Genomic DNA, 23,554 nt, shown 5'->3' on the forward strand with positions numbered 1-23,554 from the left:
ACTCCAAGATCATCGTCGCCATCAACAAGGACGAAGAGGCACCGATCTTCCAGGTTGCCGATTATGGCCTCGTGGCAGACCTGTTCCAGGCCGTCCCCGAACTCACCGAAAAACTGGGCTAAAAGCCCTGGCTCCGGCCCGGCACACGCCGGGCCACACAGAGCCACATGTCATCGAAAAAAGGCCCGCATCCGATGCGGGCCTTTTGCCTTCTGTATACTTCGAAAACCGGGCAGCAGGTCGGCCACCCTACTGACCGGCAGCTATCACATGCGGGTCAGCCCGCTGCTTTGCGCTGCCCCAGGATACCCTGCAGCTTCTCAGCCGTGGCGCATCCAATCCGGTTGTGTTCCTTCGGCCCCAGCATATGGCGTGCCGTCGGCAGGTCGAGCGGCCCCATGTCCATGCCCATGACGTCATTCGCCAGCCCTGCGGTGGCAACGGGGAGCTCTACCACCCCTTTGACCAAGGGCCTCAGAGAATCCACCATCGCCTGATCGACCAGGACCGGTTCACGTCCGAACATTCCCACACCACCCAGATTATAGCGCAGCCACAGCAGCACCAACCGTCCGTCCATCGCAGTGATGAGATCACCCATGCGACTGACCCACACAGATTGCAGATGCAGGCAGAGGGTTTCAAACCGCTCCTCAGAGACGTTTTTGAGCTCGGTCAGCAGATGCTTGTTGAAATGAAACTCCGTGAAGTCCACTTCCGGATAAAGGGCCTTCAGTTCAGGGCGGGCTTGCAGGAACCGGTCATTCCGGCGCGGATGTACCCGGTAATATTTGTTCGAAAGGTTCTGGGCGCCCAGAAGCTGGAAGACGGCGATATCTGATGCCTTGGCCACCTTCATAAGGCTGTCATCGCTCATGAAACTGTCCAGCCCCGCGTTCACACCGCCAAGGTTGACGCAAGGAACATCCAGCAGGGATTCGGCCACGGCGGGAAACGGCTCAGCCACAAAGCGACCAAACATCTCTGTTCCGCCCAGAAATGCGATATAAGGTTCATTCAAGTCGCGTTCGGGTCCACGTACCTGCAGCCTTGAGCCTGCATAGCAACATGTTCCACCCGAAAGCGTCGAAACGCTTTGGAGTTCGTAACTCATAGTCCCACCAATTTTTCACCCGATACTCACTTTGAGCCTGAAAACTTGCAAATTTCCTAAAGCTCAAATTTGGTTAAAATACCCCTGCGCCAGCCTTGTGCCCCCCCCGAAACGACCGATAAGATCACCCGGCAGGCAGCCAGGGAGCCATCGGCATGGAAGTCAAAAAAATCGGCGTAATCGGAGCGGGACAGATGGGCAACGGCATTGCCCATGTCATGGCAGTTGCGGGTTATGACGTTGTTATCAATGATGTAAATCAGACCGCATTGGATGGCGCTATGAGTGCGATCCAGAAGAACCTGGCCCGGCAGGCCAGTCGCGGCAAGATCAGCGAAGAGGACATGAATGCGGCCCTTGCGCGCATCACTCCGACGCTGGCTCTGCCCGATATCGGGGCCACCGATCTGGTCATCGAAGCGGCAACCGAGCGTGAAACCATCAAGCAGGCGATCTTTGAAGATCTGCAACCGCATCTGCAGCCGCATACGATTCTCACCTCGAACACCTCGTCTATCTCGATCACCCGTCTGGCGAGTCGCACCGACCGCCCCGAACGTTTCATGGGCTTCCACTTCATGAACCCGGTGCCAGTGATGCAGCTGGTCGAATTGATCCGCGGTATTGCCACCGACGAGGAGACCTTCACGGCATGTCAGACCGTGGTGGAGCGTCTGGGCAAGACCGCCGCCAGCGCCGAAGATTTCCCCGCCTTCATCGTCAACCGGATCCTGATGCCGATGATCAACGAAGCCGTCTACACCCTCTATGAAGGGGTTGGGTCGGTGAAATCCATCGACGAATCGATGAAGCTGGGCGCCAACCATCCGATGGGGCCGCTGGAACTGGCAGACTTCATCGGCCTGGACACCTGTCTTGCCATCATGAACGTGCTGCACGACGGGCTGGCCGACACCAAATACCGCCCCTGCCCGCTGCTGACCAAATATGTCGAGGCTGGCTGGCTGGGCCGCAAGACACAGCGCGGGTTCTATGACTATCGCGGGGAAACGCCGGTTCCGACGCGCTGATCACCGGGCTTTACAGACTGCTGCGGCGACGGCCCTATCCAAGGGCCTGCCCCGCAGCGGTCAAGCCGCTGCAGCGCGTCCTGTAGCGCATCCATCAATGCAGAAAGCGGATTACTTGTCGTCAGTCGGAGTTTTACTGCCCAGCGACAGGGTATGCTCTCGCAGCCAAGCCATGAAGCCGCGCGGATCGCTGTGCAGCCGTTCCATCTGCGCATCCGTCAGCGGCTCTCCGACCACCGGCGCCTGCGGCTTGTTGCAGGAGCGCACGATTTCATGCAGCAGCAGCCCCTGACGCAGGATCGGAGAGATCCGGCAGGCGATCTGATACCAGCGCGAATTCGACCCCGGGAAGAAGATCGGAACCACACGCGCGCCAGAACGGCGGATCAGCTGCGCGGTGAACACGTTCCACTCCTGCTCGATAGCAGGGCCAAACCAGCTGTCCGACGACATCACCACACCCGAGGGGAACAGCGCCACAACGCCGCCTTCCTTCAAATGGGCCATGGTCTTGGCTCGCATTTCCACCATCTTGCGCTGTGCTTCAGGGTCATGGGGGAACGGCACCGGGATCATAAAGGAGGTCGCCGCCTCATCAAGCCCCGTCAAGACCGAGCGCGTCAGAATTCGGTAATCAAGCCGGATGCGACCAATCAGGTCAGCAAAGATCATGCCATCGACCATTCCGTGCGGGTGGTTCGCCACGATCACAACCGGACCTTCGGCGGGAATGTTGCGGATCTGCTCTTCGGGCGTAAGCAGATCGATCCCCATCACGTTCAACGCGCCGCGCCAGAATTTCTGGCCGCGGTACTGGGCGTTCTGCTTTTCGAACTTCTTGACCATGCGCAGAATGGTCAGCTTGCCGGTGAACCATTCGATGGCGCGGATGGCAAGCGAGGTCCAGCGGTCGTCAAAGGAATTGGCATAGGTCAGGGTGCGCCGGTCATAGACCTCGCCCGTCTCCGACTCTGCCTTCAGGCCGCCGTCATGGTCATGCGCCGTATCCGCCACTTTGCCCTTCCCGTCTTCCACAGGTGCTTGTGCCCTTCAGTATCCTTCGCCGAATTTGTCGGCGACAAGAGCCTCTAAAGCCTCTGCCAGAGCCTCTGCGTCCGGCCCCGAAGTATCGACGTCAATAGTCGTTCCTTTCGAGGCTGCCAACATCAAAAGCCCCATGATACTGTCGCCGGAAGCTGACAGACCGTCCTTTGAAACCTCAGCCGTGGCATCAAAGCCTTCGACCACTTCGACCAGCTTTGCGGAGGCACGCGCATGCAGGCCTTTTTCATTTATGATCTTCAGCGTTTTAACTGCCATTGAAGTGTCTTACTCCCCTGCGGGGTTAATGTTCTGCGAGTTGATATACTTGCGCCCCGCCTCCATCGCCTGGCGCACGGCATCGGCAACAGGCAAATGGCGGGATTTTGCCAGCTTGATCAGCATCGGAAGATTGGCACCGTAAAGGATGCGCCGATCCGTGGGCGCACAGGCCCGTAGGCTGAGATTGGACGGAGAGCCACCAAACAGGTCTGTAACGATCACAACGCCATCGCCGGTATCCACATCGTCGGCGGCAATACAGATTTCGCGCTGTTTGTCGTCACGGTCATCGTCAGGCGCAATGGTAATCGCACGCAGGTTCGGCTGCTCGCCAACCACATGCTCAACGGCGGCCAGATACTCTCTGGCCAGCCCCCCATGCGCGACAATAACAATCCCGATCAACCCGGCCTCTCCGTTCCGCTGTTAGCGCTGCAGCTCGCGATGTCTAATTGACACCTGCTGCCCGTCTTCCGCAAGGGTCTTAGCCAGGGTTTCTGCCAGGGTCACCGAACGATGTTGCCCACCGGTACAGCCAAAGGCGATGGAGAGATGCGATTTCCCTTCGTTGCGAAAGGCGGGCAACAAAAACCGTACCATATCCACCACCCGCGCCATGAACCCGTCATACAGCGGGTCCTGTTTCACATAGTCCTGAACCGCAGCGTCGCGGCCATTCAGCGACCGCAGTGCCTCTTCCCAATAGGGGTTCGCCAGAAACCGGCAATCAAAGACCAGATCGACGCTACGCGGCACACCGCGTTTGTAGGAAAAACTTTGTACGGACAGGGCCAGCGACCGCCCATCCGGCGCGAACCAATGTTCAATCTCGGCCTTCAGCTGGTGCACATTCATTTCAGAGGTGTCGAGCAGCATATCCGCGCGTTCGCGAATTGGCGCCATCAGGTCCTGCTCCCGCGCCACGCCAACCTCGGGCGTTTCTGCCGGGGCCAGTGGGTGCCTGCGCCGTGTTTCCGAATAACGCCGCAGCAGGACGCCGGGGCGGGCATCCAGATAGAGAACCGTCAGTTCGGCGTCCTGCCGCGCCGCCAGCATTTCAATCATGTCGAGAAGGGCACCCGGCGCAAAATCCCGATTGCGGCTGTCCAGCCCCAGCGCCATTGGCGCGCTCACCCCTGCCGCCTCGATCAGGATCGGCAGCAGCCGCAGCGGCAAGTTGTCAATCGCCTCGAACCCCAGATCCTCCAGCACATTGATCGCCGTGGTGCGCCCAGCGCCGGACGGACCGGTGACCAGAACGATCGGCTGTGCATCGGGATCGACGTCAGGCATCAGGGTTCAGGGCTCCACATTTCAAATACTGCAACAGGGCTGGAGCGAAATGCGTTGCCTCCACGCGGTGTATCACTGGAAGATCCAGCCCCAGAATCGTTTCGGCAGACTGGGCCGGAAGCCGCCCGTCTGCAAGCCGGTCCAAGTCCACAATGGCACAGACAGCCGCCTGAGCGGTGTTTTCCGCGTGCAGGATGCCCAGACCGCGCGCTTCGATCAGGCCTGCGGTTGTCTTGGGTGGCCGCGCCACGACGGATCCATCATTAAGCGTGAGCAAAACCCGGTCGTCCGCGACCAGCTGCGCTCCATAGGCCATCAAATGCAGGGCCAGCGCCGATTTCCCACTGCCGGAAGCCCCCCGGATCAGGAGGCCCCGCCCGTCAAGCGCTACACAGGAGGCATGTATACAGTGGCTGAGGTCCTGCACCATCACAGGACCATCACAAGAGGATCACACCGGCAGGCCGACCACAAACCGCGCACCCAGCGGTTCAGAGGTGATGTCGGCTTCGGTCGGGCGGATATTCTCGGCCCAGATCACACCACCATGCGCTTCGACGATCTGCTTTGAAATCGCCAGTCCAAGGCCGGAGTTATTGCCAAAATGCTCTTCCGGGCGCTGTGAGTAGAAGCGTTTAAAAATGTTCGATAGCGCCTGTTCGGGAATGCCCGGACCGGTGTCCTCGACCACAATCAGCACCCGATTGGCCCGGCGTCGCGCCCAGACACGGATCGCATCGCCGTCCTCGCAAAAGGAAATCGCATTGGTGATCAGGTTGACGAACACCTGCGCCAGACGCGCCTCAAGTCCCTGAAGCATGATCGGTTGCGGCGGCAAGTCGGCGATATAGTCGATTCCCTTGGAGCGGGCATCTTCGCCAAGGAACTGGTTGAGATTGCCCAGCATACTCAGAAGGTCGAATTCTTCCTCTTCTTCCTTGACCAGTTCGGCATCCAGGCGGGAAGCATTCGAGATATCGCTCACCAGCCGGTCAAGGCGGCGCACGTCGTGTTCGATCACTTCCATAAGCTTCTCCCGTTGGTCTTCGCGCTTTACCATCCGCAAGGTCCCGACTGCAGATTGCAGACTCGCCAAGGGATTCTTGATCTCATGTGCCACATCAGCTGCAAATTGTTCGTTACTATCGATGCGACTGTAGAGCGCTTTTACCATTCCGCGCAGCGCCCGGCTGAGACGACCAATCTCGTCAGGCCGTGCAGAGAGGTCCGGGATACGTACCCGGCCGGGGTGACTTTTTCGCGCATCACGGTCGCGCCCGCTTTCCGCAGCCTCTGCGAGATCGGCAAGAGGATTGGCTATGGTCGAAGCCAGAACCAGGCTGAGACCGACGGACACCAACAGCGCCACGACGAACATCTGCAACACGCGCTCGCGCTCACCACGCACCAGCGCGTCGATTTCCCCGATGGGAGAGGCCAGGGCCACCACTCCGATGACCTGTCCGTTGTGAAGAATCGGGGCTGCCGCCGAGAAGACCGTCCCCCCCCTGGTATCTACGGCAGTATCAACTGTTGCTCCGGCGCCAAGGGTGTGCTCCGCCAACCGGCCCAATTGCGCCTCGAGCGTAAGCCCCGCATCGGCGGTGTTTTCCCCGGATTTGAACACACTGCCCGCCGCCGACCACAGCGCCGACAGCCCGTCGGAGATCAGAGTTTTACCCTTTTGATTTTCATTCAGAGCATTCAGCGCATCCGAGCGCGCAACGCCTGTGACGCTGGCGATCAGGGTGCCACTGGCATCGAATACCATGGCTTCGACCCCGCCCCGCAGGCTGATGCCGGACAGGGTGCCCTCGGCATCAATGCCGTCACCGGTGGCAAAGCTGACGCCGCCCACCGCAGGCAATTCAGCTTCGAACACATTTGCGATCAGGGTTGCTTCGGACACTAGCGCGCCCGCCTTTTGGCGAACCAGGCTCTGGCGCGAGGAGTTAAGGTAGAGAATCCCAGCGACAAGGATGATCAGTGCGATCAGGTTGAAGGTGATGATTTTCCGTGTCAAAGGCGAGCCTTTGAGCGAAAATACCCCGCGGCTGGCCCGGCGCACCTGCATCTCTTCCGTCACGGTTTGCTCTGGAGCGACCCAATCGTCGCCCAGAACCACATCCTCACCGGATGGTGGCGGTGTGCTGCCGGTATCGCGCATATCCCCCTGCCTCCCCAAACCGGATCTGACTCTTACTCTTCGTTGTAGCGGTAACCGATCCCATACAGCGTCTCGATCGCCGCAAAGTCGGAATCCGCGCTGCGCATCTTTTTGCGCAGGCGTTTGATGTGGCTATCGATGGTGCGGTCATCCACATAGACCTGATCGTCATAGGCCACATCCATCAGCTGATCGCGGCTTTTGACGAAACCGGGCCGCTGGGCCAGCGCCTGCAGCAGGAGGAACTCGGTCACGGTGAGCGAGACATCCTTGCCCTTCCAGCTGACCGCATGACGCAGCGGGTCCATACGTAGGTTGCCGCGCTCCATGACCTTGGTCTCTGTAACCGCAGCGCCTTCTACCGCGTCGCCGTTGATTGCTTCCTGGCGCCGCAGCAGGGCACGGATGCGTTCGACCAGCAGGCGTTGCGAAAACGGTTTCTTGACGTAGTCATCCGCCCCCATGCGCAGACCGAGAACCTCGTCGATCTCATCGTCCTTGGAGGTGAGGAAGATCACCGGCATCTGCGATTTCTGCCGCAGACGCTGCAGCAGATCCATGCCGTCCATGCGCGGCATCTTGATGTCCAGCACGGCCATATCCGGAAGCTTCTTGTTAAAAGCATCCAGGGCGGCCTGACCGTCGTTGTAGGTTTCGACCTCGAACCCTTCTGCCTCCAGCGTCATAGCCACCGAAGTCAGGATGTTTCTGTCGTCGTCCACCAAAGCAATCTTTGACATTGAATGCGCCCCTAAATCACTGCTCAGCTTTTCGCTTTTTACATTCCTTAATCGCCCTTCTCAGGCTGCGAATCAATCCCCATTGGCGAATCACGGCACCTTTGGGCCGCAATTAAGGCAAAAATGTCTTAGCACTCACTGAAGAAAGCGCTTCCTTTTGGCGACAAAAAAAATGGTTGCGCTAAACGTTCACTTGATGGCGCTAACTGCGCCAAAGCGTCCTGTTCACCGTGTAAAACGTCATGTTAAGACCCGGCTCACCGGTGTCGCTACCGGTGAATTGCCCCACGGCGCGGCTTTAGATGTATGCGGCTTCAAGCAGCCGCCACAGGAGAAAGAACACATGGCATCAGGACGGGTGAACCCACAATTCCGCCTCGAAGATCAAGGTATCGAGGGTCTGGGCAATGTCCATTACAACCTGATGGAGCCCGCGCTGATCGAAGCGGCGCTGAAACGGGATGAAGGCACACTGGGCAACGGCGGCGCCTTTCTCGTGACCACCGGCAAATTCACCGGTCGCTCCCCCAAGGACAAGCACGTGGTCAAGACCGAAGCGGTTGCAGACACCATCTGGTGGGAAAACAACGCCGAGATGAGCCCCGAAGGTTTCGACGCGCTTTATGCCGACATGCTGGAGCACATGAAGGGTCGCGACTACTTCGTGCAGGATCTGGTTGGCGGTGCGGACCCCGCCCACGCGATCAACGTGCGCATGGTGACCGAACTTGCCTGGCACAGCCTGTTCATCCGCCACCTGCTGCGCCGTCCGGACCGCGAGGATCTGGACGAGTTCATGGCAGATTTCACCATCATCAACTGCCCCAGCTTCCAGGCTGACCCGGCCAAGCACAACTGCCGCAGCGAAACCGTGATCGCGCTGAACTTCGACAAGAAGCTGATCCTGATCGGCGGCACCGAATACGCGGGCGAGAACAAGAAATCGGTCTTCACCCTGCTGAACTACCTGCTGCCCGAAAAAGGCATCATGCCGATGCACTGCTCGGCCAACCACGCCAAGGGCAACCCGGTCGACGCCGCCGTGTTCTTTGGCCTGTCCGGCACAGGCAAGACCACCCTGTCCGCCGACCCCGACCGCGTGCTGATCGGTGATGACGAACATGGCTGGGCCGACAACGGCACCTTCAACTTCGAAGGCGGCTGCTATGCCAAGACCATTAACCTGAACCCCGAGGCAGAGCCGGAAATCTACGCCACCACCGAGAAATTCGGCACCGTGATCGAGAACATGGTCTTCGATCCCGAAACCTTTGAGCTCGACTTCGACGATGACAGCCTGACCGCCAACATGCGCTGCGCCTATCCGCTGGAGTATATCTCCAACGCATCCAGCACCGCCCGCGGTGGTCACCCCAAGAACATCATCATGCTGACCTGCGATGCCTTCGGTGTGCTGCCTCCGATTGCACGTCTGACCCCGGCGCAGGCGATGTATCACTTCCTTTCGGGCTTCACCTCCAAGGTGGCCGGCACCGAGCGCGGCGTGACCGCGCCGGAGCCGACCTTCTCCACCTGCTTTGGCGCGCCCTTCATGCCGCGCCGCCCCGAGGTCTACGGCAACCTGCTGCGTGACAAGATCGCCCAGCATGGCGCAACCTGCTGGCTGGTGAACACTGGCTGGACCGGTGGTGCCTATGGCATCGGTTCGCGGATGCCGATCAAGGCGACCCGCGGCCTGCTGACTGCCGCGCTGGACGGCTCGCTGGCAGAGGTCGAGTTCCGCAAGGACAGCAACTTCGGCTTTGACGTGCCGGTCGCCGTGCCCGGCGTTGCGGAAGTTCTGCTGGACCCGCGCCGCACTTGGGACGATCAGGACGCCTACGACAAGCAGGCCGCCAAACTGGTTCAGATGTTCGCAGACAACTTCGAACAGTATCTGCCCTACATCGACGAAGATGTGAAAGCCGCCGCAATCGGCTAAACTCTTTCGTCAGATCAAACGAAAAACCCGGCCATTGGCCGGGTTTTTTGTATCACTAGAGGTCCGGAGCCTAGATCAGCCCTGCGAAATGCGTCCTTCGACCATGTCGCGGACCTTCACCGCATAGCGATCCGTCATGCCCGAGACGAAATCGCCGAGCGAATGCAGCGCGGTATACTCATCCGTTACCCCGCGCAGGTCCAGATCGACGGCCCGGATCAGTTTCGCCCAATAGCCATGCCGCGCCTTCAGCGCCTCGACGTTCCAGCCGCAGGCCTTCAGATCCTCATAGAGCCCGCTGAAGTGATCCAGCAGCCCATGCAGCACCTGACGCCCCGAAATCTCCAGCTCGGTCTTGCGCCGCGCGGTAAAGATGCGGGCGTTCGAAATTTCTTTCAGCTTGGCAAAGGCGTCCGCCTTGGTGGACACCTCCATCAGCCCATCGCTGAACTCCCCCATCATGATGGCATCATAGTTGGCCATGAAGGCCTCGACCGCGCTTTCGATGGCAGCCCCGATGGCCATGGCTCGCAGCATTCCGACGCGGTCCCGCAGGGGCATCGCCGCATCGCCCGGATGGTTCGCCTTGCCGGTGATATCTTCCAGAATGCCCGCCACCAGATCGCTGTCCAGATCGCCCACCGTGGCGGCATCCTCGATATCCAGAATGCGGTAGCAGATGTCATCCGCCGCCTCGACAAGGAAGGCAAGTGGATGGCGCCGCCAGACCTGCGCCGCTCCCGTGCCGTCCGAGGGCAGGCCCAGCGCCGTTGCAGCCTCGGCGAATAGATCGCGTTCAGACTGGAAGACGCCGAATTTCTTCAGGCCCACGTAATTCCCCAAGGACAGCGCCTTGGCCTCTGCCGTGCAAGGGTATTTGGAAAAGGCCCCAAGGGTCGCATAGGACAGGCGCATGCCGCCTTCGCGCTGGCCCATCTCCAGCCGGGCAACGATACGAAAGCCCTGCGCGTTACCCTCGAATGCTTCGAACTCGGGCCGCACTTCGGCGGGCACTCCGGCAGCAAGGCCGGTGCCGCTGGCGAACTGGCGCGCGAACCACTCGCCGATGCTGTCCTCGCCAGAATGACCAAAGGGCGGGTTGCCGATGTCATGCACCAAACAGGCCGCCTGCACCACGCCTGCCATCACATGCTGCTGCCCTTCGGCCAGACTGCCGCGTTCAACCAGTTTCTGCCCCACCTGAATGCCAAGGGAGCGCCCCACGCTGGAGGTTTCCATGCTGTGGATCATCCGGTGATGCACGTGGTCATGGGAATGAAGCGGATGCACCTGCGTCTTTTGCGCAAGACGGCGAAACGGTTCGGAAAACAGGATCCGGTCGTAATCCTGCAAATAGGCGGGGCGGCCCGGCTTTTCCTCAAAATCGGGTCGGCACAAACGCCCCGGGTTCAACAACCTGTCCCATTTCATCGCCATGTGCTGCACTCCTGCCCTGTGCCTCTTTGGCATGGGTTAAACGGAAACTGGTGCGGAAATGCAATCACCTCAGCGCGGAGAGATACCCGTCTTCTCCAGCTTGTGCTCGGGCTCCACGTGGATGTTCACCTTTGCCTCTGGCAACTCGGCCCGGATCGCGTCCTCTACCCGGTCGCAGATGTCATGGGCCGCACGCACCGTCATCATGCCCGCAACCACCATATGAAATTCCACGAACAAAGCTGTGCCCGCCCGGCGCGTCTTTAGCCCGTGCACCTGCAGGGCACCTTCTGCAGAGCGGTGGATGATTTCCTCGATCTCCTCCCGCTCGTCCGGCGGAGCAGCCGAATCCATCAAGCCGTTGACCGAGGAGGCCACCACTCCATAGCCCTCGCGCAAGATGTTGACCGCCACGATCAGAGCCAGCGCCGGATCCAGCCAGCTCCACCCTGTCCACAGTGCCAGACCAAGGCCGAACAGAACCCCAACCGACGTCCAGACATCACTCATCAGGTGACGCCCGCCTGCCACCAGAGCCGGAGACCGCAACGCCCCGCCCCGCCCGATCAGCAGGCGCGCCCAGAGCAGGTTGGCCACCATCGCGACAGCGTTGATCCAAAGACCTGCCATTCCCCAATCAGCGGGCGCGATAGGCCGCATTAATGCATAGATCGATTGCTCAAGGATCAGGAAGGCAGCGATGATGATCATGATGCCTTCGGCAACGGCCGAAAAATATTCCGCCTTGTGGTGCCCGAACGGGTGGCCGGCATCCGCAGGACGGCTTGCATAGCGCACCGCGAGCCACGCCAAGAATGCACCGCCCACATTCACCAGGGACTCAAGAGCATCGGAAAATAGCGCAATGGACCCGGTGACCCACCAGGCGACAAGCTTGAGCGCCAGAACAATCAAGGAGATCGCGATGGATCCAAGCGCAAGCTGGCTTGCATTCAGACGGTTGCCCATGTCGGTCTTCCTGCCCCTGCTTGTAGTCTTCAGGCCCGGATCTGTCTAATCAACGGATACTGATCACAGCATCAGCGCGCGGCGGAGCAAATTCAACCCCGCAACCAGCAGGACGAACAGCGTCAGACGGCGGAAGGCAACCTGATCGCTACGATCATGCAGACGTCCGCCGATCCACATGCCCATCACCGCAGGCAGGATCAGTGCCACCGAAAACGGCGCGGTTTCAGCCCGCATGACACCCGAGCCGATGTGCCCCGCCAACAGGGCGACCGCCCCCATGCCGTAGATCACGCCCTGCACACGGATTTGCTCGCTCTTTTCCGTGCCAAGGGCGGTCAGATAGGCCACCGTCGGCGGCCCCCAGATGCCCGACATGCCGCCGATCAGCCCGGCAAAGCCGCCCACCAGCACTTCGGACCGGGGCGTGGGCCTGGCGAGTGTCAGCTGCTTGCCCATCAGCTGTGTCAGGGCGAACAGGGACACCGGAACGCCGATGATCAGCAGCATCACCTGCTGCGGCAGAACCCGCACCAGCTGGGCACTGGTCAGAAGAAACACCAGCCCCACCAGAAGGAACAGCCGGAAGCGTTTCAAGGACTGAACCGCTGCGGCAAAGCCGTGACGAAAGGCTTGCATTCCGTTGGTCACAACCGTCGGCAGGATCAGCCCGGCCAAGGCGATTTCCGGCGGCATGAACATGCTGAGACCAGAGACGAGAATCATCGGCATGGCAAAACCAACCATCCCTTTGACCGTGCCCGCGACCAGCGCAACAGCAAAGGCCGCCGCCAGTTCAGACGGTGTGAAAGCGGAAAAAAGACTTGTCATGCCTCTTCATAGCGATAGGTCCAGACCGCTGCACCAGAAAAATAAAGACGAAATTTTTGGTCGATATGCCGCATCGCGGCGTATTTTTATTGCGCTGCACATGCGAAATGTTTACCACCAAGCGACCGAAGAAGGATGTGACTCATGGCCCACGACGGACAGGACTTGCAAATGAAGCCGACTGTACTCCCCGACCTGCTCTCGCTGACCGCAGCGACGCTTGGCCCGCTTGACCAACTGCTGGAGGCCGCCCGCAGCGCGGTCCGTGATCTGGTCACAGCCGATGGCCGCGTTTCCGGCGCACTGGTAGAGCAGCACCAGACCGCCGCCCACGGGCTGTCCTGGCTTGCCACCTACGTCTACAGCCTGCGCCAGATGCAGAACTGGGCGGGCCGGATGCAATCCGAGGGCAAGTTCAACGAAATGGAGCAGCTGATCCACCAGATCGCCTTTGGCGAATACCTGGCGCAGATGCGCGGCGGCATCCAGATGAACCAGGGCGAGATCATTCGCTTGAACGATCTGGGACTGGACGCCTCGGCCCAAAGCCTGCTGGACAGCGCAGAAATCACAACCCTGTGCCAGGCTGGCAACTCCGCTGCCGCCCGCACCCGTCTGGTCGAACTGATGCAGGAGCAGGCTGGGTCTGTCATGTTCGGCGCCTCCGGCCTTGATGAAGAACTGGAGATGATCCGCGACCAGTTCCGTCGCTACGCGCTGGAAAAGGTCGAGCCCTTTGCTCACGAATGGCACCTCAAGGATGAGTTGATCCCGATCGAGATTATCAACGAGTTGGCCGAGATGGGCGTCTTTGGCCTGACCATCCCCGAGGAATTTGGCGGCTTTGGCCTCTCCAAGGCGTCGATGTGCGTGGTCTCCGAAGAGCTGTCGCGCGGCTATATCGGCGTTGGCAGCCTTGGCACCCGCTCTGAAATCGCGGCCGAGCTGATCATCGCTGGCGGCACGGATGAGCAGAAAGCGAACTGGCTGCCCAAGATCGCCAGCGCCGAAATCCTGCCAACCGCCGTCTTTACCGAGCCAAACACCGGCTCCGACCTTGGCTCTCTGCGGACCCGTGCGGTGAAGAATGCCGATGGCGATTACGAGATCACCGGCAACAAGACCTGGATCACCCATGCGGCGCGCACCCATGTGATGACCCTCCTGGCCCGCACCAACCCCGACACCACCGATCACCGCGGCCTGTCGATGTTCCTGGCGGAAAAAACGCCCGGCACCGATGAAAACCCCTTCCCCACCGAAGGCATGACCGGCGGCGAGATCGAGGTGCTGGGCTATCGCGGCATGAAGGAATACGAGCTGGGCTTTGACGGTTTCAAGGTCAAGGGCGAGAACCTTCTGGGCGGCGAAGAGGGCAAGGGCTTCAAACAGCTGATGGAGACCTTTGAAAGCGCCCGCATCCAGACCGCCGCCCGCGCCATTGGCGTGGCGCAATCGGCGCTGGACATCGCGATGCAATATGCACAGGACCGCAAGCAATTCGGCAAATCCCTGATCAACTTCCCGCGTGTATCGTCGAAACTGGCGATGATGGCGGTGGAAATCATGGTCGCCCGTCAGCTCACCTATTTCTCGGCCTGGGAAAAGGACAACGGTCATCGCTGCGACCTTGAGGCCGGCATGGCGAAACTCTTGGGCGCCCGCGTCGCCTGGGCGGCAGCGGACAACGGTTTGCAGATCCACGGCGGCAACGGCTTTGCGCTGGAGTACAAGATCTCCCGCGTGCTGTGTGACGCCCGGATCCTGAACATTTTCGAAGGGGCCGCCGAAATTCAGGCGCAGGTCATTGCCCGCCGACTGCTGGCCTGACCCCTTCACACCTATCACTCCCCGGGGACATCCCCGACTGGCCCGGCCTTGTGCCGGGCCTCTTTTTTTATTGAGGTAACGGCTCCCGGCAGACGGTGTTCCTCTGGATCACCGCCGCATGGCCCCCATGAAGTGAACCATTTGGTTACCGGTCGGCGCTGGTGTCCCACGGCAATCTGTCCTACCACGCGACGAACCTAATCCCCCGTCGGTTGAAGACCCGCAAAAATTGACCGCGGATTGCTGCTCTGATTGAATACGAAGAAGGCTGCCCTATGCCCGTTTCCCATTTCACAAAAATGATTTCGTGGCCCGCCCGTCTGGCACCGGTCCTATTAGTCGCTCTGACCGCCTGCGCCGGGGACGAAACCCTGTCGGCCTATGGTGCAGCGGGCAAGACATGGCGGCTGAGCCAGATTGATGGCGCGCCCTTCAGCGCCGCCGCGACGCTGGAATTCCCCGCCCCCGGCAAGATCGCGGGACAGGCGCCCTGCAACGCTTACCGCGCTGAAACCACCGCACCCTACCCTTGGTTCGATACCACAGGCCTTTCATCGACCCGCAAGGTTTGCCCCGAATTGCTGGAAGAAACCCGTTTCCTGGAGGCGCTGCAAACCATGGGCGAGGCCGAAGTCACCGGCGACGTGCTGATCCTGCGCAATGGGTCAGGCCGCGAGATGCTGTTCAGGGCCGACGGCTGATCAGATCCACCAGCCGCCCGCGCGTCTCGGGCAGCGGGCGGTTGCCCAAAGCGGGCGCCAGATGGCTTTCGAGGAAATAACCAGTGGTGCGCAGGGCAATCGCGATCTCGGGATCCTCTGCCGCCCCCTGCCCCAAAAGCACCGGTGGCAGCGGCAACAAACGGTCCGCCCAATCCCCTGCCCCCGCCGCCGACACCGCGCGCCCGGTTTTGGGCGAGACATAGACCAGCCCCTCCTCTGCCCCGGTGACGGCGCAGGCCGTCAGATCCAGGCCAAAGCCCATCTCCTCCAGTAGCGCCAACTCCCAATGCAGATAGGCCAGCGGCCAGAGGTCTTCTTGTTCGAGAAGATCCAAGAGTTGTTCGGTGCGCGCGTATAGCGCCGGGTAGGCTTCGCGTTCCGGCAGACAAAAGGACAGAAGCGCTGTCACCGCATTGAGGCCCGCGAGAGCCAACCGCCCGGACAGGGCCGCCGCCGCGCGGCTGCGCAGGGGTTCCGCCTGATAGCTGCCCAGATGCTCTTCGAGGCGCGCACGCCAAGTCAGGTCCAGCTGCGCCCCCGGTTGCAGGATCGGCGCCATCCGCCGCCCGGCGCCACCACGCACGACCCCGGCATGGCGCCCGTGCCCTTCGGTAAAGACATCGATGATGGCGGCGCTTTCCCCGTGGCGGCGCACGGTCAGCAATATGCCGTGGTCACGCCAGTCCATCGCCTACTCCAGCCCCGGTTCATCCAGCAGGTGACGCCCCTGCCGGTCCTCGACCTCGATCACCCAGAGGTCAGGGTCAAACTCGCCCTGCCGCCGGACCGAAGCATCGACATCAGTCTCTGGCCCTTCGGCCAGTAGAACCCACTTACGGTCACCGCTCATCAGATCGTAAGAGCGGTGAAAGGCCTGCGCCTGCCCATCAAGCGTGTTCAGCTTGACCAGAACCGCGCCAGCGGTGTCATCGCCATGCGCGGTCACAAAGGCCGGAATATCAGAAAACCGAAGCCGAGCCAGATAGGCATCGACCCAAAAGCGCGCGGCCAGACGGCTCATGCGTTTCCGTCTTTGAAATCAAGTCCCATCTCCGAATAGCGTTCGGATTCTTCAAGCCAGTTCGGGCGGACCTTGACCTGCAGGAACAGATGCACCTTGCGGTCCAGGAACTCTTCCAACTCAGCGCGGGCGGCCTGACTGACGGCCTTGATGGTTTCGCCGCGCTTGCCCAGAACGATGCCCTTGTGACCATCGCGAACCACATAAATGATCTGGTCGATCTTGGCGGAGCCATCCTTGCGCTCTTCCCAGTTCTCGGTCTCGACGGTCAACTGGTAGGGCAGTTCCTGATGCAAGCGGAGCGTCAGTTTCTCGCGGGTCATCTCTGCCGCGATCATGCGCATGGGCAGATCAGCGATCTGATCCTCAGGGTAAAGCCACGGCCCCTCGGGGACCTGCTCTGCCAACCAGTGACGTAGATCCTCGACCCCGTGGCCGCGTTCGGCGGAAATCAGGAAGGTTTCGGAGAATTCATAGGCGTCGTTCAGTTTCTTCGTCAGCGCCAGAAGCTCCTCGGCCTGCACCTTGTCGATCTTGTTGATCGCCAGCGCCACCGTGCGGCCCTTACCGATCTCCGACAGCCCTTCAAGGATGCGCTCCACGCCTTCGGTAACGCCGCGATGGGCCTCGATCAGCAGCACCACGACATCCGCATCCGCTGCGCCGCCCCAGGCGGCCGCTACCATGGCGCGGTCCAGTCGGCGGCGCGGTTTGAACAGGCCGGGCGTGTCGACAAACACCAGCTGGCTGTCGCCCTCCATCGCCACGCCCCGGATCCGGGCGCGGGTGGTCTGTACCTTGTGGGTCACGATCGAGACCTTGGCCCCCACCATGCGGTTCAAAAGGGTGGATTTGCCTGCGTTCGGCTCTCCGATCAGGGCAATGAACCCGGCGCGTGTGGTCATGTGTCTTGCTCCAATCGTGTCAAAAGCGCCTTGGCAGCGGCCTGTTCAGCCTGCCGTTTCGACCCGGCGCTGGCCTGTTCCTCAGTCCCGTCATCCAGTCGGACCGCGATGGTAAAGATCGGCTGATGATCCGGACCTTCGCGGGCAACCTGCACATAGGCCGGCGGGTTCTGACGGCGCGCCTGCACATATTCTTGCAAAGCGGTCTTCGGGTCGCGGGCGTCGTCCTCGACCTTGCCGATACGCGATCCCCACAGTCGCAGGATCATCTCCTGCGCTGCTTCGAACCCGGCGTCCTTGTAGACGGCGGCGATTACCGCCTCCATCGCATCGCCCAGCAGGGCCTCCTTGCGGCGCCCGCCGGACATCATTTCAGACCGGCCCAGTTTCAAGACGGACCCAAGGTCGATCTCGCGGGCGACATCGGCGCAGGCTTCCTTGCGCACCAGCGCGTTAAAGCGCGGCGCCAGCTGGCCTTCGGTCGCGGTCTTGTCATGTTCCAACAGCGCGGTGGACATCACGAGGCCCAGCACCCGGTCGCCCAGGAATTCCAGCCGCTGGTTGTCCTTGCGGTTCGGCGAAGACACCGAAGCATGGGTCAGCGCGCGCAGCAATAGTTCGGGCCGGGCAAAGCTGTGCCCGATCCGATCCTCAAATGCCCGCATGTCTTTAGACAGTTTCACTCGATCCCCTTGAAGAAACGATCACCACGCCAGGTCCAGAAATACAGCATCGAGCGCCCGGCAGAAGAGAACATGATGCGATCCGCGCGCCCGATCAGGTTTTCAAACGGTACGAAGCCGACACCTCCGGCAGATTGCGGCAGGCGGCTATCGCTGGAATTGTCGCGGTTGTCGCCCATGAAGAAATAATGGCCTTCGGGTACCTGATAAACGCCCGTGTGATCCATGCCCTGATTGGCGATATTCAGGATTACATGCTCCACCCCACCCGGCAAGGTTTCGATCTGCCGTGATTTGGCACAGGTCGCGCCCTCACCCACCGGTGCGTTCTCGCAGCGCGGGTAAGAGCCGATCGGCCCCTGACGCTCCATCAGCTCCTCGAAATCGCCTGCGTCCTGCAGCGCGACAGCAGTGCCATTGATCTGCAGAACGCCATTGGTCACCTGAATACGGTCGCCGGGCAGGCCGATCAGTCGCTTGATGAAATCGGTGCCCGTCACCGGATGCCGGAAGACGACGACATCACCGCGCTCGGGCTCACTACCCAGAATGCGGGTGTTTTCCCCGTCCAGAAAGCCGCAGATGTCACTGGCATCGACGTCGATCCCGATACTGCCCAGCCGTACGCTGGGGCAGGAAGCATAGGAGTAACCGTACGCCATCTTGTTCACGAACAGGAAATCACCAATCAGCAGCGTCTCCTTCATCGAACCCGAAGGGATCCAGAACGGCTGAAAGAACAACGTCCGGAACACGCCGGCAATCAGCAGCGCGTAGACAATGGTCTTTATCGTCTCAAGGATCGAGTGTCCGGCATGGGATTTGGCCGTCATCAGGCTCTCCGGTGTTGTAGGTTGGGTCGGGGGCTACATGCGGCCCGGCTGGGTCTAAGTCAAGCATCCCCGCCGGATTCCCCCGCTGCGTCAGCAAAGGGTCGCGCTTCGATCATCACGATGGCCTGCGCCCAGGGGTGATCATCGGTCAGGGTGACATGGATATGCGCCTCGTGGCCCGGCGGGGTCATCTTGGCGAGTCTGTCCGCAGCCCAGCCGGTCACATGCATGACGGGCTGGCCGGTGCGCAGGTTGCTGACGGACATGTCTTTCCAGGCGATGCCCATGCGCAGCCCGGTTCCCAGCGCCTTGGAACACGCCTCCTTGGCCGCCCAGCGTTTTGCATAGGTGCCCGCCACATCACGGCGACGCTCGGACTTGCGCTGTTCGACCTCGGTAAAGACCCGGTTGCGGAACCGGTCGCCAAAACGGTCCAGCGTGCGCTGGATGCGGTCGATATTTGCCAGATCGGTCCCGATGCCAAGGATCATGAAGCACCCATGGCGGTCAGTCCCGCCCTTCTTTCTTGCGGATCGCGGTCAGTTGGGATTTCGCACCCATGCCGGAAAAGAACCGCACCAGCACAAGCCCCAGCGCCGCCTGCAGCAGCGCTCCCCCAAACAGGACGCTGGCGCCGACCGGATCGCTCATCATCTGGCGCAGCGGCGGCATGATGAGGCTGAGAAGCACCACGAAAATCAGGCTCAGCCCAAGGATCATCAGCGCCGCAGCCTTTGCAAACCGCCACAGGACGGCGCTTTCCGGCACCGCACGTTCTGCCTTGGCGTATCGTTGCCCTTCGACCATCGCCGCAACGATGGCAGGAATGATGCTCATCCCGCCATTGGCAATGTTATGACCCAAAAGGACCTGCACGGCATAGACAACCGCGATCACCCCTAGAGCCGTAGCCACATAGACCAGCGTAAAGCGTTTGAGGTTCATGCCTCCGCCCCGCTGCGCGCGGCATCCATCCGGCGGCGCATTTCCGCGATGGCTGCAGGCAGCCCCACGAACAGGGCTTCGCCGATCAGGAAATGACCGATGTTCAGCTCCATGACCTGCGGAAGGGCGGCGATGGGACCAACGCTGTCGTAGGTCAGACCGTGTCCGACATGGACCTCCAGCCCCAGATCATGCGCATAGGCGGCCATTTCGGTGATCTTCGCCAGTTCGGCGTCACGCTCGTCCCAGCGACCTTCGGCCCAGGCATCTGCATAGGCACCTGCGTGCAGTTCGATCACCGGCGCGCCGATGCGGTGGCTGGCTTCGACCTGGGCTTTATCGGCAGCGATGAACATCGACACCCGGCTGCCCGCCTCGCGCAGGGGGGTGATGTATTCTGCCAGCGCATTGTCATTCCCGGCCACGTCCAGCCCGCCCTCGGTGGTGCGCTCTTCGCGCTTCTCCGGCACCAGGCAAACCGCATGGGGCTTGTGACGCAGGGCGATGGCCTGCATTTCTTCAGTGGCAGCCATTTCAAAATTCAGCGGCGCCTGCAGCACCTGCATCATGCCTTCGATGTCGCTATCGATGATATGGCGGCGATCTTCGCGCAGGTGTGCAGTGATCCCGTCGGCGCCTGCGTTCTGCGCCAGCAGAGCGGCGCGCACCGGATCCGGGTTGTCACCGCCGCGGGCGTTGCGCACGGTGGCCACGTGGTCGATGTTGACGCCCAGCCTCAACCTGTTCTGTGCCTTGTTCTCTGCCATGGTCCTCGGTCCTGAAAGGAATGTCCTGCGCCAGAGACTAGACAGGCAAACTCTGGGGGCAACCCCGATTTTCCATCCTGTTTAGGGAAACCACTGCGGTCTAATCCGCGCGGCGTTTCACACGCGCACCCAGCGATGACTTGAGGCTGGTTTTCAACCCCTTCTTCGCCGGAGGTTCTGTGCTTTCCGCACCTTCCAGCGCGGCGCGGCGTTTGATCTCTTCAAACTTGGCCTTGATCTTGGCCCGGCGGCGCTGCTGATAGGCCCGGATCAGCGGCAGGCTGACCATATAGCAAACCGTGGCGCAGATGATGCCCGGAATGATGCCGCCGATCATATAGGGATAGAACACCTCGTTGTAGAACACCTGCAACCCGTGCCAATCCGCCGGGCGGTCACTGTAGAGGGCAAAGAGGTTGTTCTTCAGATCGTCACCGGCAGCGAAAAATTTGCCCACCAGAGACTTGTCCACTTCCTCGTCAAAATGGGTGCCCAGCAGCCAGTGGCCGGTCTGCAGCGAGGCCACCCCGATCGGCACATAGGTCAGAGGGTTGCCGAAGAAGGTCGAGCTGAGCGCCGCAAGGATATTGCCATTCATCACCCGCGCGATGATCGCCGCCACAACGAAATGCATCCCGTAGAACGGTGTGAAGGTGGTAAAGACCCCAGCCCAGATGCCGCGGGCAATGCGTTCAGGCGAATCGGGAAGCCTGCGGACGCGGTGCTTGACGTAGTGAAACGCCCGGGTCCAGCCGCCCCGAGGCCAGAAAAAATCCGCAACCGCACGAAGGGGCGGACGTCTGTCCCGGCGCCTGAATACCAACGGTCTGCGTCCTTCCCGGTTCCAGCCGAACCATTATCCCGGAATTGTGTGCTTTACCGGTTTTTCCCTGAACCGCACCACTTCGGCGACATGACTTTCCGCCTCCAACGTCAACATGAGGGAATGGAGCTGTTCCACATCCCGCAGCTCGACATTGATCATAAGCCGGTAAAAGTCTGGTTTCCGATCAACAAATTCCAGGTCCGAAATATTGGCCTTCTTCTCACCAATCAATGTACAAATCCGCCCCAGCACGCCTGCATCGTTGCCGACGATCATCTCAAGCGTGGTGTTATAGACGGCCGGGTGGGTGCCGCTATGCCAATGCACATCGACCCAGCGCTCCGGCTGCTCTTCAAATTCGCCCAGCCGGTCACAATCGGCCGCATGCACGACTACGCCTTGGCCGCGGTAGGTGATGCCAATGATCCGCTCGCCAGGCAGGGGCTGGCAGCATGGCGCGCGTTCAAAGCTTTGCCCCGGCTCCAGACCGATCACCGCGCGGCGTGGCGAGATTTCCTCGCTCTCGTGGGCGGTCAGCTCGGGGTAGACCGCCTGAACGACATCATGGGCCACGATCTCTGCCGCGCCCAGACGGGCAAGCAGTTCATCGACAGTACCGACGCGCAGCGCCCGGGCCGCTGTTTCCAGCGCCTTGTCTGTTGCCTTGCGGTTCACATGCTCAAAGGCCGAGCGCGCCAATTCGTGGCCCAGCTTGACGAAGCGCGCCCGGTCCGCTTCGCGCAGCGAGCGGCGGATGGCGGTGCGGGCCTTGCCGGTGGTGGCGATTTCCAGCCAGCTGACCTGCGGCGTCTGCCCTTCGGCGGTGATCACCTCGACCGACTGGCCATTGCGCAGCCGCGACCACAGCGGCACCCGGATGCCATCCACCTTGGCGCCGACGCAAGCATGGCCGATACGAGTGTGGATTGCATAAGCGAAGTCGATCGGCGTCGCGCCCTTGGGCAGCTTGATCACGTCCCCCTTGGGGGTGAAGCAGAAGACCTGGTCGGAATACATCTCCAGCTTGACGGCTTCGAGGAATTCATCGTGATCCTCCTCGGCGTCGAACTGTTCGGTGAGCGAGGAAATCCATTTCGCCGGATCCACCGCAAATGGGTTTTCCGAGCGCACGCCATCGCGATAGGACCAATGCGCGGCAACGCCGGTTTCGGCCACATCGTGCATCTGGCGGGTGCGGATCTGCACCTCGACACGCTTGCCGTCACGGCCAGACACCGTGGTGTGGATCGAACGATACCCGTTGGATTTCGGCTGACTGATGTAATCCTTGAACCGGCCCGGAACCGCACGCCAGCGCTGGTGAATGGCGCCCAGCGCGCGATAGCTGTCTTCCTCGGACTGGGTGATCACGCGGAAGCCATAGATGTCGGAGAGGCGCGAGAACCCCTGATCCTTGGCCTGCATCTTGCGCCAGATCGAATAGGGCTTCTTGGCGCGACCAAAGACTTCGGCTTCAATGCCTGCCTTTTCCAACTCGGCGCGCATATCGCCGGTGATCCGGTGGATCACATCGCCGGTTTCCCGCTGCAATGTCACGAAACGGCGGATGATCGACTGGCGGCCTTCGGGGTTCAGCACCCGGAACGCCAGATCCTCAAGCTCTTCGCGCATCCACTGCATACCCATGCGCCCCGCCAGCGGCGCGTAGATATCCATGGTTTCGCGGGCTTTCTGCGCCTGTTTTTCCGGGCGCATCGCCTTGATCGTGCGCATATTGTGCAACCGGTCAGCCAGCTTCACCAGGATCACCCGCAGATCCTTGGACATCGCCATGAACAGCTTGCGGAAGTTTTCCGCCTGCTTGGTTTCTCGGCTCGACAGTTGCAGGTTGGTCAGCTTGGTGACCCCATCAACCAGCATGGCCACCTCATCGCCAAATCGGCGGGCAACCTCGTCATAAGACGCTTTGGTATCTTCGATGGTGTCGTGCAGGAGCGCGGTGATGATGGTCGCATCATCAAGGCGCTGCTCGGTCAGGATCGCTGCGACGGCCACCGGATGGGTGAAATAGGGTTCCCCCGAGTGGCGGAACTGGCCTTTGTGCATCTCTTCGCCAAAGGCATAGGCTTCGGCAATGCGATCCGCGTTTGTCTTGGGGTTATAGTTGCGGACCAGAGCAATCAGATCTCCGGCGGAAATTTCAGCAGAAGTCAT

General features: G+C 60.8%; 26 protein-coding genes. 5 read left to right on the forward strand and 21 right to left on the reverse strand.

Going from position 1 to position 23,554, the window contains the following annotated elements; genetic code table 11:
* Positions 1–122, forward strand: a 122-nt coding sequence (locus SM766_RS15445; protein ID WP_368948507.1) for an electron transfer flavoprotein subunit alpha, incomplete at its 5' end; no start/stop codon positions are given.
* Between the two features lie 155 nt (positions 123–277).
* Here SM766_RS15445 and SM766_RS15450 read toward each other — a convergent pair.
* Complete coding sequence (locus SM766_RS15450) at positions 278–1,114, reverse strand: DUF6473 family protein (protein WP_368948361.1); 837 nt, start codon at positions 1,112–1,114, stop codon at positions 278–280.
* Positions 1,115–1,269: 155 nt separating this feature from the next.
* On the opposite strand from SM766_RS15450, the gene SM766_RS15455 reads away from it, so the two are divergent.
* Positions 1,270–2,145 (forward strand): 3-hydroxybutyryl-CoA dehydrogenase, encoded by an 876-nt coding sequence (locus SM766_RS15455; protein ID WP_065271508.1) that lies wholly within the window; start codon positions 1,270–1,272, stop codon positions 2,143–2,145.
* A 111-nt stretch (positions 2,146–2,256) separates the two neighbouring features.
* On the opposite strand, the gene SM766_RS15460 is transcribed toward SM766_RS15455, so the two are convergent.
* Genes SM766_RS15460 through SM766_RS15490 form a run of 7 tightly spaced genes read right to left on the reverse strand, consistent with a single transcriptional unit; the run spans position 2,257 to position 7,668 of the window.
* Positions 2,257–3,159 carry a lysophospholipid acyltransferase family protein gene (locus SM766_RS15460; protein WP_065273589.1) on the reverse strand — a complete coding sequence of 301 codons (903 nt, stop codon included), beginning with the start codon at positions 3,157–3,159 and terminating at the stop codon, positions 2,257–2,259.
* Positions 3,160–3,195: 36 nt separating this feature from the next.
* Positions 3,196–3,465: an HPr family phosphocarrier protein gene (locus SM766_RS15465; RefSeq protein ID WP_065271509.1), complete on the reverse strand. Its 270-nt coding sequence runs from the start codon at positions 3,463–3,465 to the stop codon at positions 3,196–3,198.
* Positions 3,466–3,474: 9 nt separating this feature from the next.
* Positions 3,475–3,873, reverse strand: coding sequence for a PTS sugar transporter subunit IIA (locus tag SM766_RS15470; RefSeq protein ID WP_065271510.1), 399 nt, complete (start codon positions 3,871–3,873; stop codon positions 3,475–3,477).
* A 21-nt stretch (positions 3,874–3,894) separates the two neighbouring features.
* The gene (gene rapZ, locus SM766_RS15475; protein WP_368948362.1) at positions 3,895–4,761 is read right to left on the reverse strand and encodes an RNase adapter RapZ; all 867 of its coding nucleotides are present in this window, start codon (positions 4,759–4,761) and stop codon (positions 3,895–3,897) included.
* A complete protein-coding gene (locus SM766_RS15480) occupies positions 4,754–5,191 on the reverse strand; it encodes an HPr kinase/phosphorylase (protein WP_368948363.1) in 438 nt (145 codons plus the stop codon). The genes rapZ and SM766_RS15480 overlap by 8 nt, the downstream gene beginning before the upstream one ends.
* Before the next feature lie 21 nt (positions 5,192–5,212).
* Positions 5,213–6,928, reverse strand: coding sequence for a sensor histidine kinase (locus SM766_RS15485; protein WP_368948364.1), 1,716 nt, complete (start codon positions 6,926–6,928; stop codon positions 5,213–5,215).
* 32 nt (positions 6,929–6,960) lie between these two features.
* Complete coding sequence (locus tag SM766_RS15490) at positions 6,961–7,668, reverse strand: response regulator transcription factor (RefSeq protein WP_065271513.1); 708 nt, start codon at positions 7,666–7,668, stop codon at positions 6,961–6,963.
* Between the two features lie 343 nt (positions 7,669–8,011).
* On the opposite strand from SM766_RS15490, the gene SM766_RS15495 reads away from it, so the two are divergent.
* Positions 8,012–9,610: a phosphoenolpyruvate carboxykinase gene (locus SM766_RS15495; RefSeq protein WP_368948365.1), complete on the forward strand. Its 1,599-nt coding sequence runs from the start codon at positions 8,012–8,014 to the stop codon at positions 9,608–9,610.
* Positions 9,611–9,685: 75 nt separating this feature from the next.
* Here the strand turns inward: SM766_RS15495 and dgt are convergent, their stop codons facing one another.
* The 3 genes from dgt to SM766_RS15510 form a co-directional block, all read right to left on the reverse strand.
* Entirely contained in the window at positions 9,686–11,041 is a 1,356-nt protein-coding gene (gene dgt, locus SM766_RS15500; RefSeq protein WP_368948508.1) for a dGTP triphosphohydrolase, read from the reverse strand.
* A gap of 75 nt (positions 11,042–11,116) precedes the next feature.
* Positions 11,117–12,016: a cation diffusion facilitator family transporter gene (locus tag SM766_RS15505; protein WP_065271515.1), complete on the reverse strand. Its 900-nt coding sequence runs from the start codon at positions 12,014–12,016 to the stop codon at positions 11,117–11,119.
* 63 nt (positions 12,017–12,079) lie between these two features.
* Positions 12,080–12,847: a sulfite exporter TauE/SafE family protein gene (locus SM766_RS15510; protein WP_368948366.1), complete on the reverse strand. Its 768-nt coding sequence runs from the start codon at positions 12,845–12,847 to the stop codon at positions 12,080–12,082.
* A 144-nt stretch (positions 12,848–12,991) separates the two neighbouring features.
* On the opposite strand from SM766_RS15510, the gene SM766_RS15515 reads away from it, so the two are divergent.
* Positions 12,992–14,677: an acyl-CoA dehydrogenase family protein gene (locus SM766_RS15515; protein ID WP_368948367.1), complete on the forward strand. Its 1,686-nt coding sequence runs from the start codon at positions 12,992–12,994 to the stop codon at positions 14,675–14,677.
* 275 nt (positions 14,678–14,952) lie between these two features.
* Positions 14,953–15,378 (forward strand): META domain-containing protein, encoded by a 426-nt coding sequence (locus tag SM766_RS15520; protein WP_368948368.1) that lies wholly within the window; start codon positions 14,953–14,955, stop codon positions 15,376–15,378.
* Here SM766_RS15520 and recO read toward each other — a convergent pair.
* From recO to SM766_RS15570, 10 genes are all read right to left on the reverse strand, one after another.
* The gene (gene recO, locus SM766_RS15525) at positions 15,362–16,087 is read right to left on the reverse strand and encodes a DNA repair protein RecO (protein ID WP_368948369.1); all 726 of its coding nucleotides are present in this window, start codon (positions 16,085–16,087) and stop codon (positions 15,362–15,364) included. The two genes, SM766_RS15520 and recO, sit on opposite strands and share 17 nt — an antisense overlap.
* Before the next feature lie 3 nt (positions 16,088–16,090).
* The gene (locus SM766_RS15530) at positions 16,091–16,420 is read right to left on the reverse strand and encodes a DUF1491 family protein (protein ID WP_368948371.1); all 330 of its coding nucleotides are present in this window, start codon (positions 16,418–16,420) and stop codon (positions 16,091–16,093) included.
* Positions 16,417–17,325: a GTPase Era gene (era, locus tag SM766_RS15535; RefSeq protein ID WP_368948372.1), complete on the reverse strand. Its 909-nt coding sequence runs from the start codon at positions 17,323–17,325 to the stop codon at positions 16,417–16,419. Before era ends, SM766_RS15530 begins: the two co-directional genes overlap by 4 nt.
* A complete protein-coding gene (rnc, locus tag SM766_RS15540) occupies positions 17,322–18,008 on the reverse strand; it encodes a ribonuclease III (protein ID WP_065271521.1) in 687 nt (228 codons plus the stop codon). The genes era and rnc overlap by 4 nt, the downstream gene beginning before the upstream one ends.
* Entirely contained in the window at positions 18,005–18,841 is an 837-nt protein-coding gene (gene lepB / locus SM766_RS15545; RefSeq protein ID WP_065271522.1) for a signal peptidase I, read from the reverse strand. Before lepB ends, rnc begins: the two co-directional genes overlap by 4 nt.
* Positions 18,842–18,900: 59 nt before the next feature.
* The gene (acpS, locus tag SM766_RS15550) at positions 18,901–19,332 is read right to left on the reverse strand and encodes a holo-ACP synthase (RefSeq protein ID WP_065271523.1); all 432 of its coding nucleotides are present in this window, start codon (positions 19,330–19,332) and stop codon (positions 18,901–18,903) included.
* 16 nt (positions 19,333–19,348) lie between these two features.
* A complete protein-coding gene (locus SM766_RS15555) occupies positions 19,349–19,786 on the reverse strand; it encodes an ABZJ_00895 family protein (RefSeq protein ID WP_368948373.1) in 438 nt (145 codons plus the stop codon).
* The gene (locus SM766_RS15560; protein WP_274868488.1) at positions 19,783–20,553 is read right to left on the reverse strand and encodes a pyridoxine 5'-phosphate synthase; all 771 of its coding nucleotides are present in this window, start codon (positions 20,551–20,553) and stop codon (positions 19,783–19,785) included. Before SM766_RS15560 ends, SM766_RS15555 begins: the two co-directional genes overlap by 4 nt.
* Before the next feature lie 100 nt (positions 20,554–20,653).
* The gene (locus SM766_RS15565) at positions 20,654–21,376 is read right to left on the reverse strand and encodes a DUF2062 domain-containing protein (RefSeq protein ID WP_065271526.1); all 723 of its coding nucleotides are present in this window, start codon (positions 21,374–21,376) and stop codon (positions 20,654–20,656) included.
* Between the two features lie 33 nt (positions 21,377–21,409).
* On the reverse strand, positions 21,410–23,554 hold the full coding sequence (locus SM766_RS15570; protein WP_065271527.1) for a RelA/SpoT family protein: 2,145 nt from the start codon (positions 23,552–23,554) through the stop codon (positions 21,410–21,412).

Origin of the sequence: Pseudophaeobacter sp. A-200-2 (genome assembly GCF_041008815.1) — a bacterium.
GTDB lineage: Bacteria > Pseudomonadota > Alphaproteobacteria > Rhodobacterales > Rhodobacteraceae > Phycobacter > Phycobacter gallaeciensis_A.

Excerpts from the sequence above, each read along its gene's own strand:
- recO (WP_368948369.1), bottom strand. The coding sequence starts at position 16,087 with ATGGACTGGCGTGACCACGGCATATTGCTGACCGTGCGCCGCCACGGG.
- SM766_RS15455 (WP_065271508.1), top strand. The coding sequence starts at position 1,270 with ATGGAAGTCAAAAAAATCGGCGTAATCGGAGCGGGACAGATGGGCAAC.
- SM766_RS15465 (WP_065271509.1), bottom strand. The coding sequence starts at position 3,465 with ATGGCAGTTAAAACGCTGAAGATCATAAATGAAAAAGGCCTGCATGCG.
- SM766_RS15485 (WP_368948364.1), bottom strand. The coding sequence starts at position 6,928 with ATGCGCGATACCGGCAGCACACCGCCACCATCCGGTGAGGATGTGGTT.
- rapZ (WP_368948362.1), bottom strand. The coding sequence starts at position 4,761 with ATGCCTGACGTCGATCCCGATGCACAGCCGATCGTTCTGGTCACCGGT.
- SM766_RS15570 (WP_065271527.1), bottom strand. The coding sequence starts at position 23,554 with ATGACTTCTGCTGAAATTTCCGCCGGAGATCTGATTGCTCTGGTCCGC.
- SM766_RS15510 (WP_368948366.1), bottom strand. The coding sequence starts at position 12,847 with ATGACAAGTCTTTTTTCCGCTTTCACACCGTCTGAACTGGCGGCGGCC.
- SM766_RS15490 (WP_065271513.1), bottom strand. The coding sequence starts at position 7,668 with ATGTCAAAGATTGCTTTGGTGGACGACGACAGAAACATCCTGACTTCG.
- SM766_RS15480 (WP_368948363.1), bottom strand. The coding sequence starts at position 5,191 with ATGGTGCAGGACCTCAGCCACTGTATACATGCCTCCTGTGTAGCGCTT.
- acpS (WP_065271523.1), bottom strand. The coding sequence starts at position 19,332 with ATGATCCTTGGCATCGGGACCGATCTGGCAAATATCGACCGCATCCAG.
- lepB (WP_065271522.1), bottom strand. The coding sequence starts at position 18,841 with ATGACGGCCAAATCCCATGCCGGACACTCGATCCTTGAGACGATAAAG.
- SM766_RS15560 (WP_274868488.1), bottom strand. The coding sequence starts at position 20,553 with ATGGCAGAGAACAAGGCACAGAACAGGTTGAGGCTGGGCGTCAACATC.
- SM766_RS15515 (WP_368948367.1), top strand. The coding sequence starts at position 12,992 with ATGGCCCACGACGGACAGGACTTGCAAATGAAGCCGACTGTACTCCCC.
- SM766_RS15495 (WP_368948365.1), top strand. The coding sequence starts at position 8,012 with ATGGCATCAGGACGGGTGAACCCACAATTCCGCCTCGAAGATCAAGGT.
- SM766_RS15505 (WP_065271515.1), bottom strand. The coding sequence starts at position 12,016 with ATGGGCAACCGTCTGAATGCAAGCCAGCTTGCGCTTGGATCCATCGCG.
- era (WP_368948372.1), bottom strand. The coding sequence starts at position 17,325 with ATGACCACACGCGCCGGGTTCATTGCCCTGATCGGAGAGCCGAACGCA.
- SM766_RS15555 (WP_368948373.1), bottom strand. The coding sequence starts at position 19,786 with ATGAACCTCAAACGCTTTACGCTGGTCTATGTGGCTACGGCTCTAGGG.
- SM766_RS15520 (WP_368948368.1), top strand. The coding sequence starts at position 14,953 with ATGCCCGTTTCCCATTTCACAAAAATGATTTCGTGGCCCGCCCGTCTG.
- SM766_RS15450 (WP_368948361.1), bottom strand. The coding sequence starts at position 1,114 with ATGAGTTACGAACTCCAAAGCGTTTCGACGCTTTCGGGTGGAACATGT.
- dgt (WP_368948508.1), bottom strand. The coding sequence starts at position 11,041 with ATGAAATGGGACAGGTTGTTGAACCCGGGGCGTTTGTGCCGACCCGAT.
- SM766_RS15530 (WP_368948371.1), bottom strand. The coding sequence starts at position 16,420 with ATGAGCCGTCTGGCCGCGCGCTTTTGGGTCGATGCCTATCTGGCTCGG.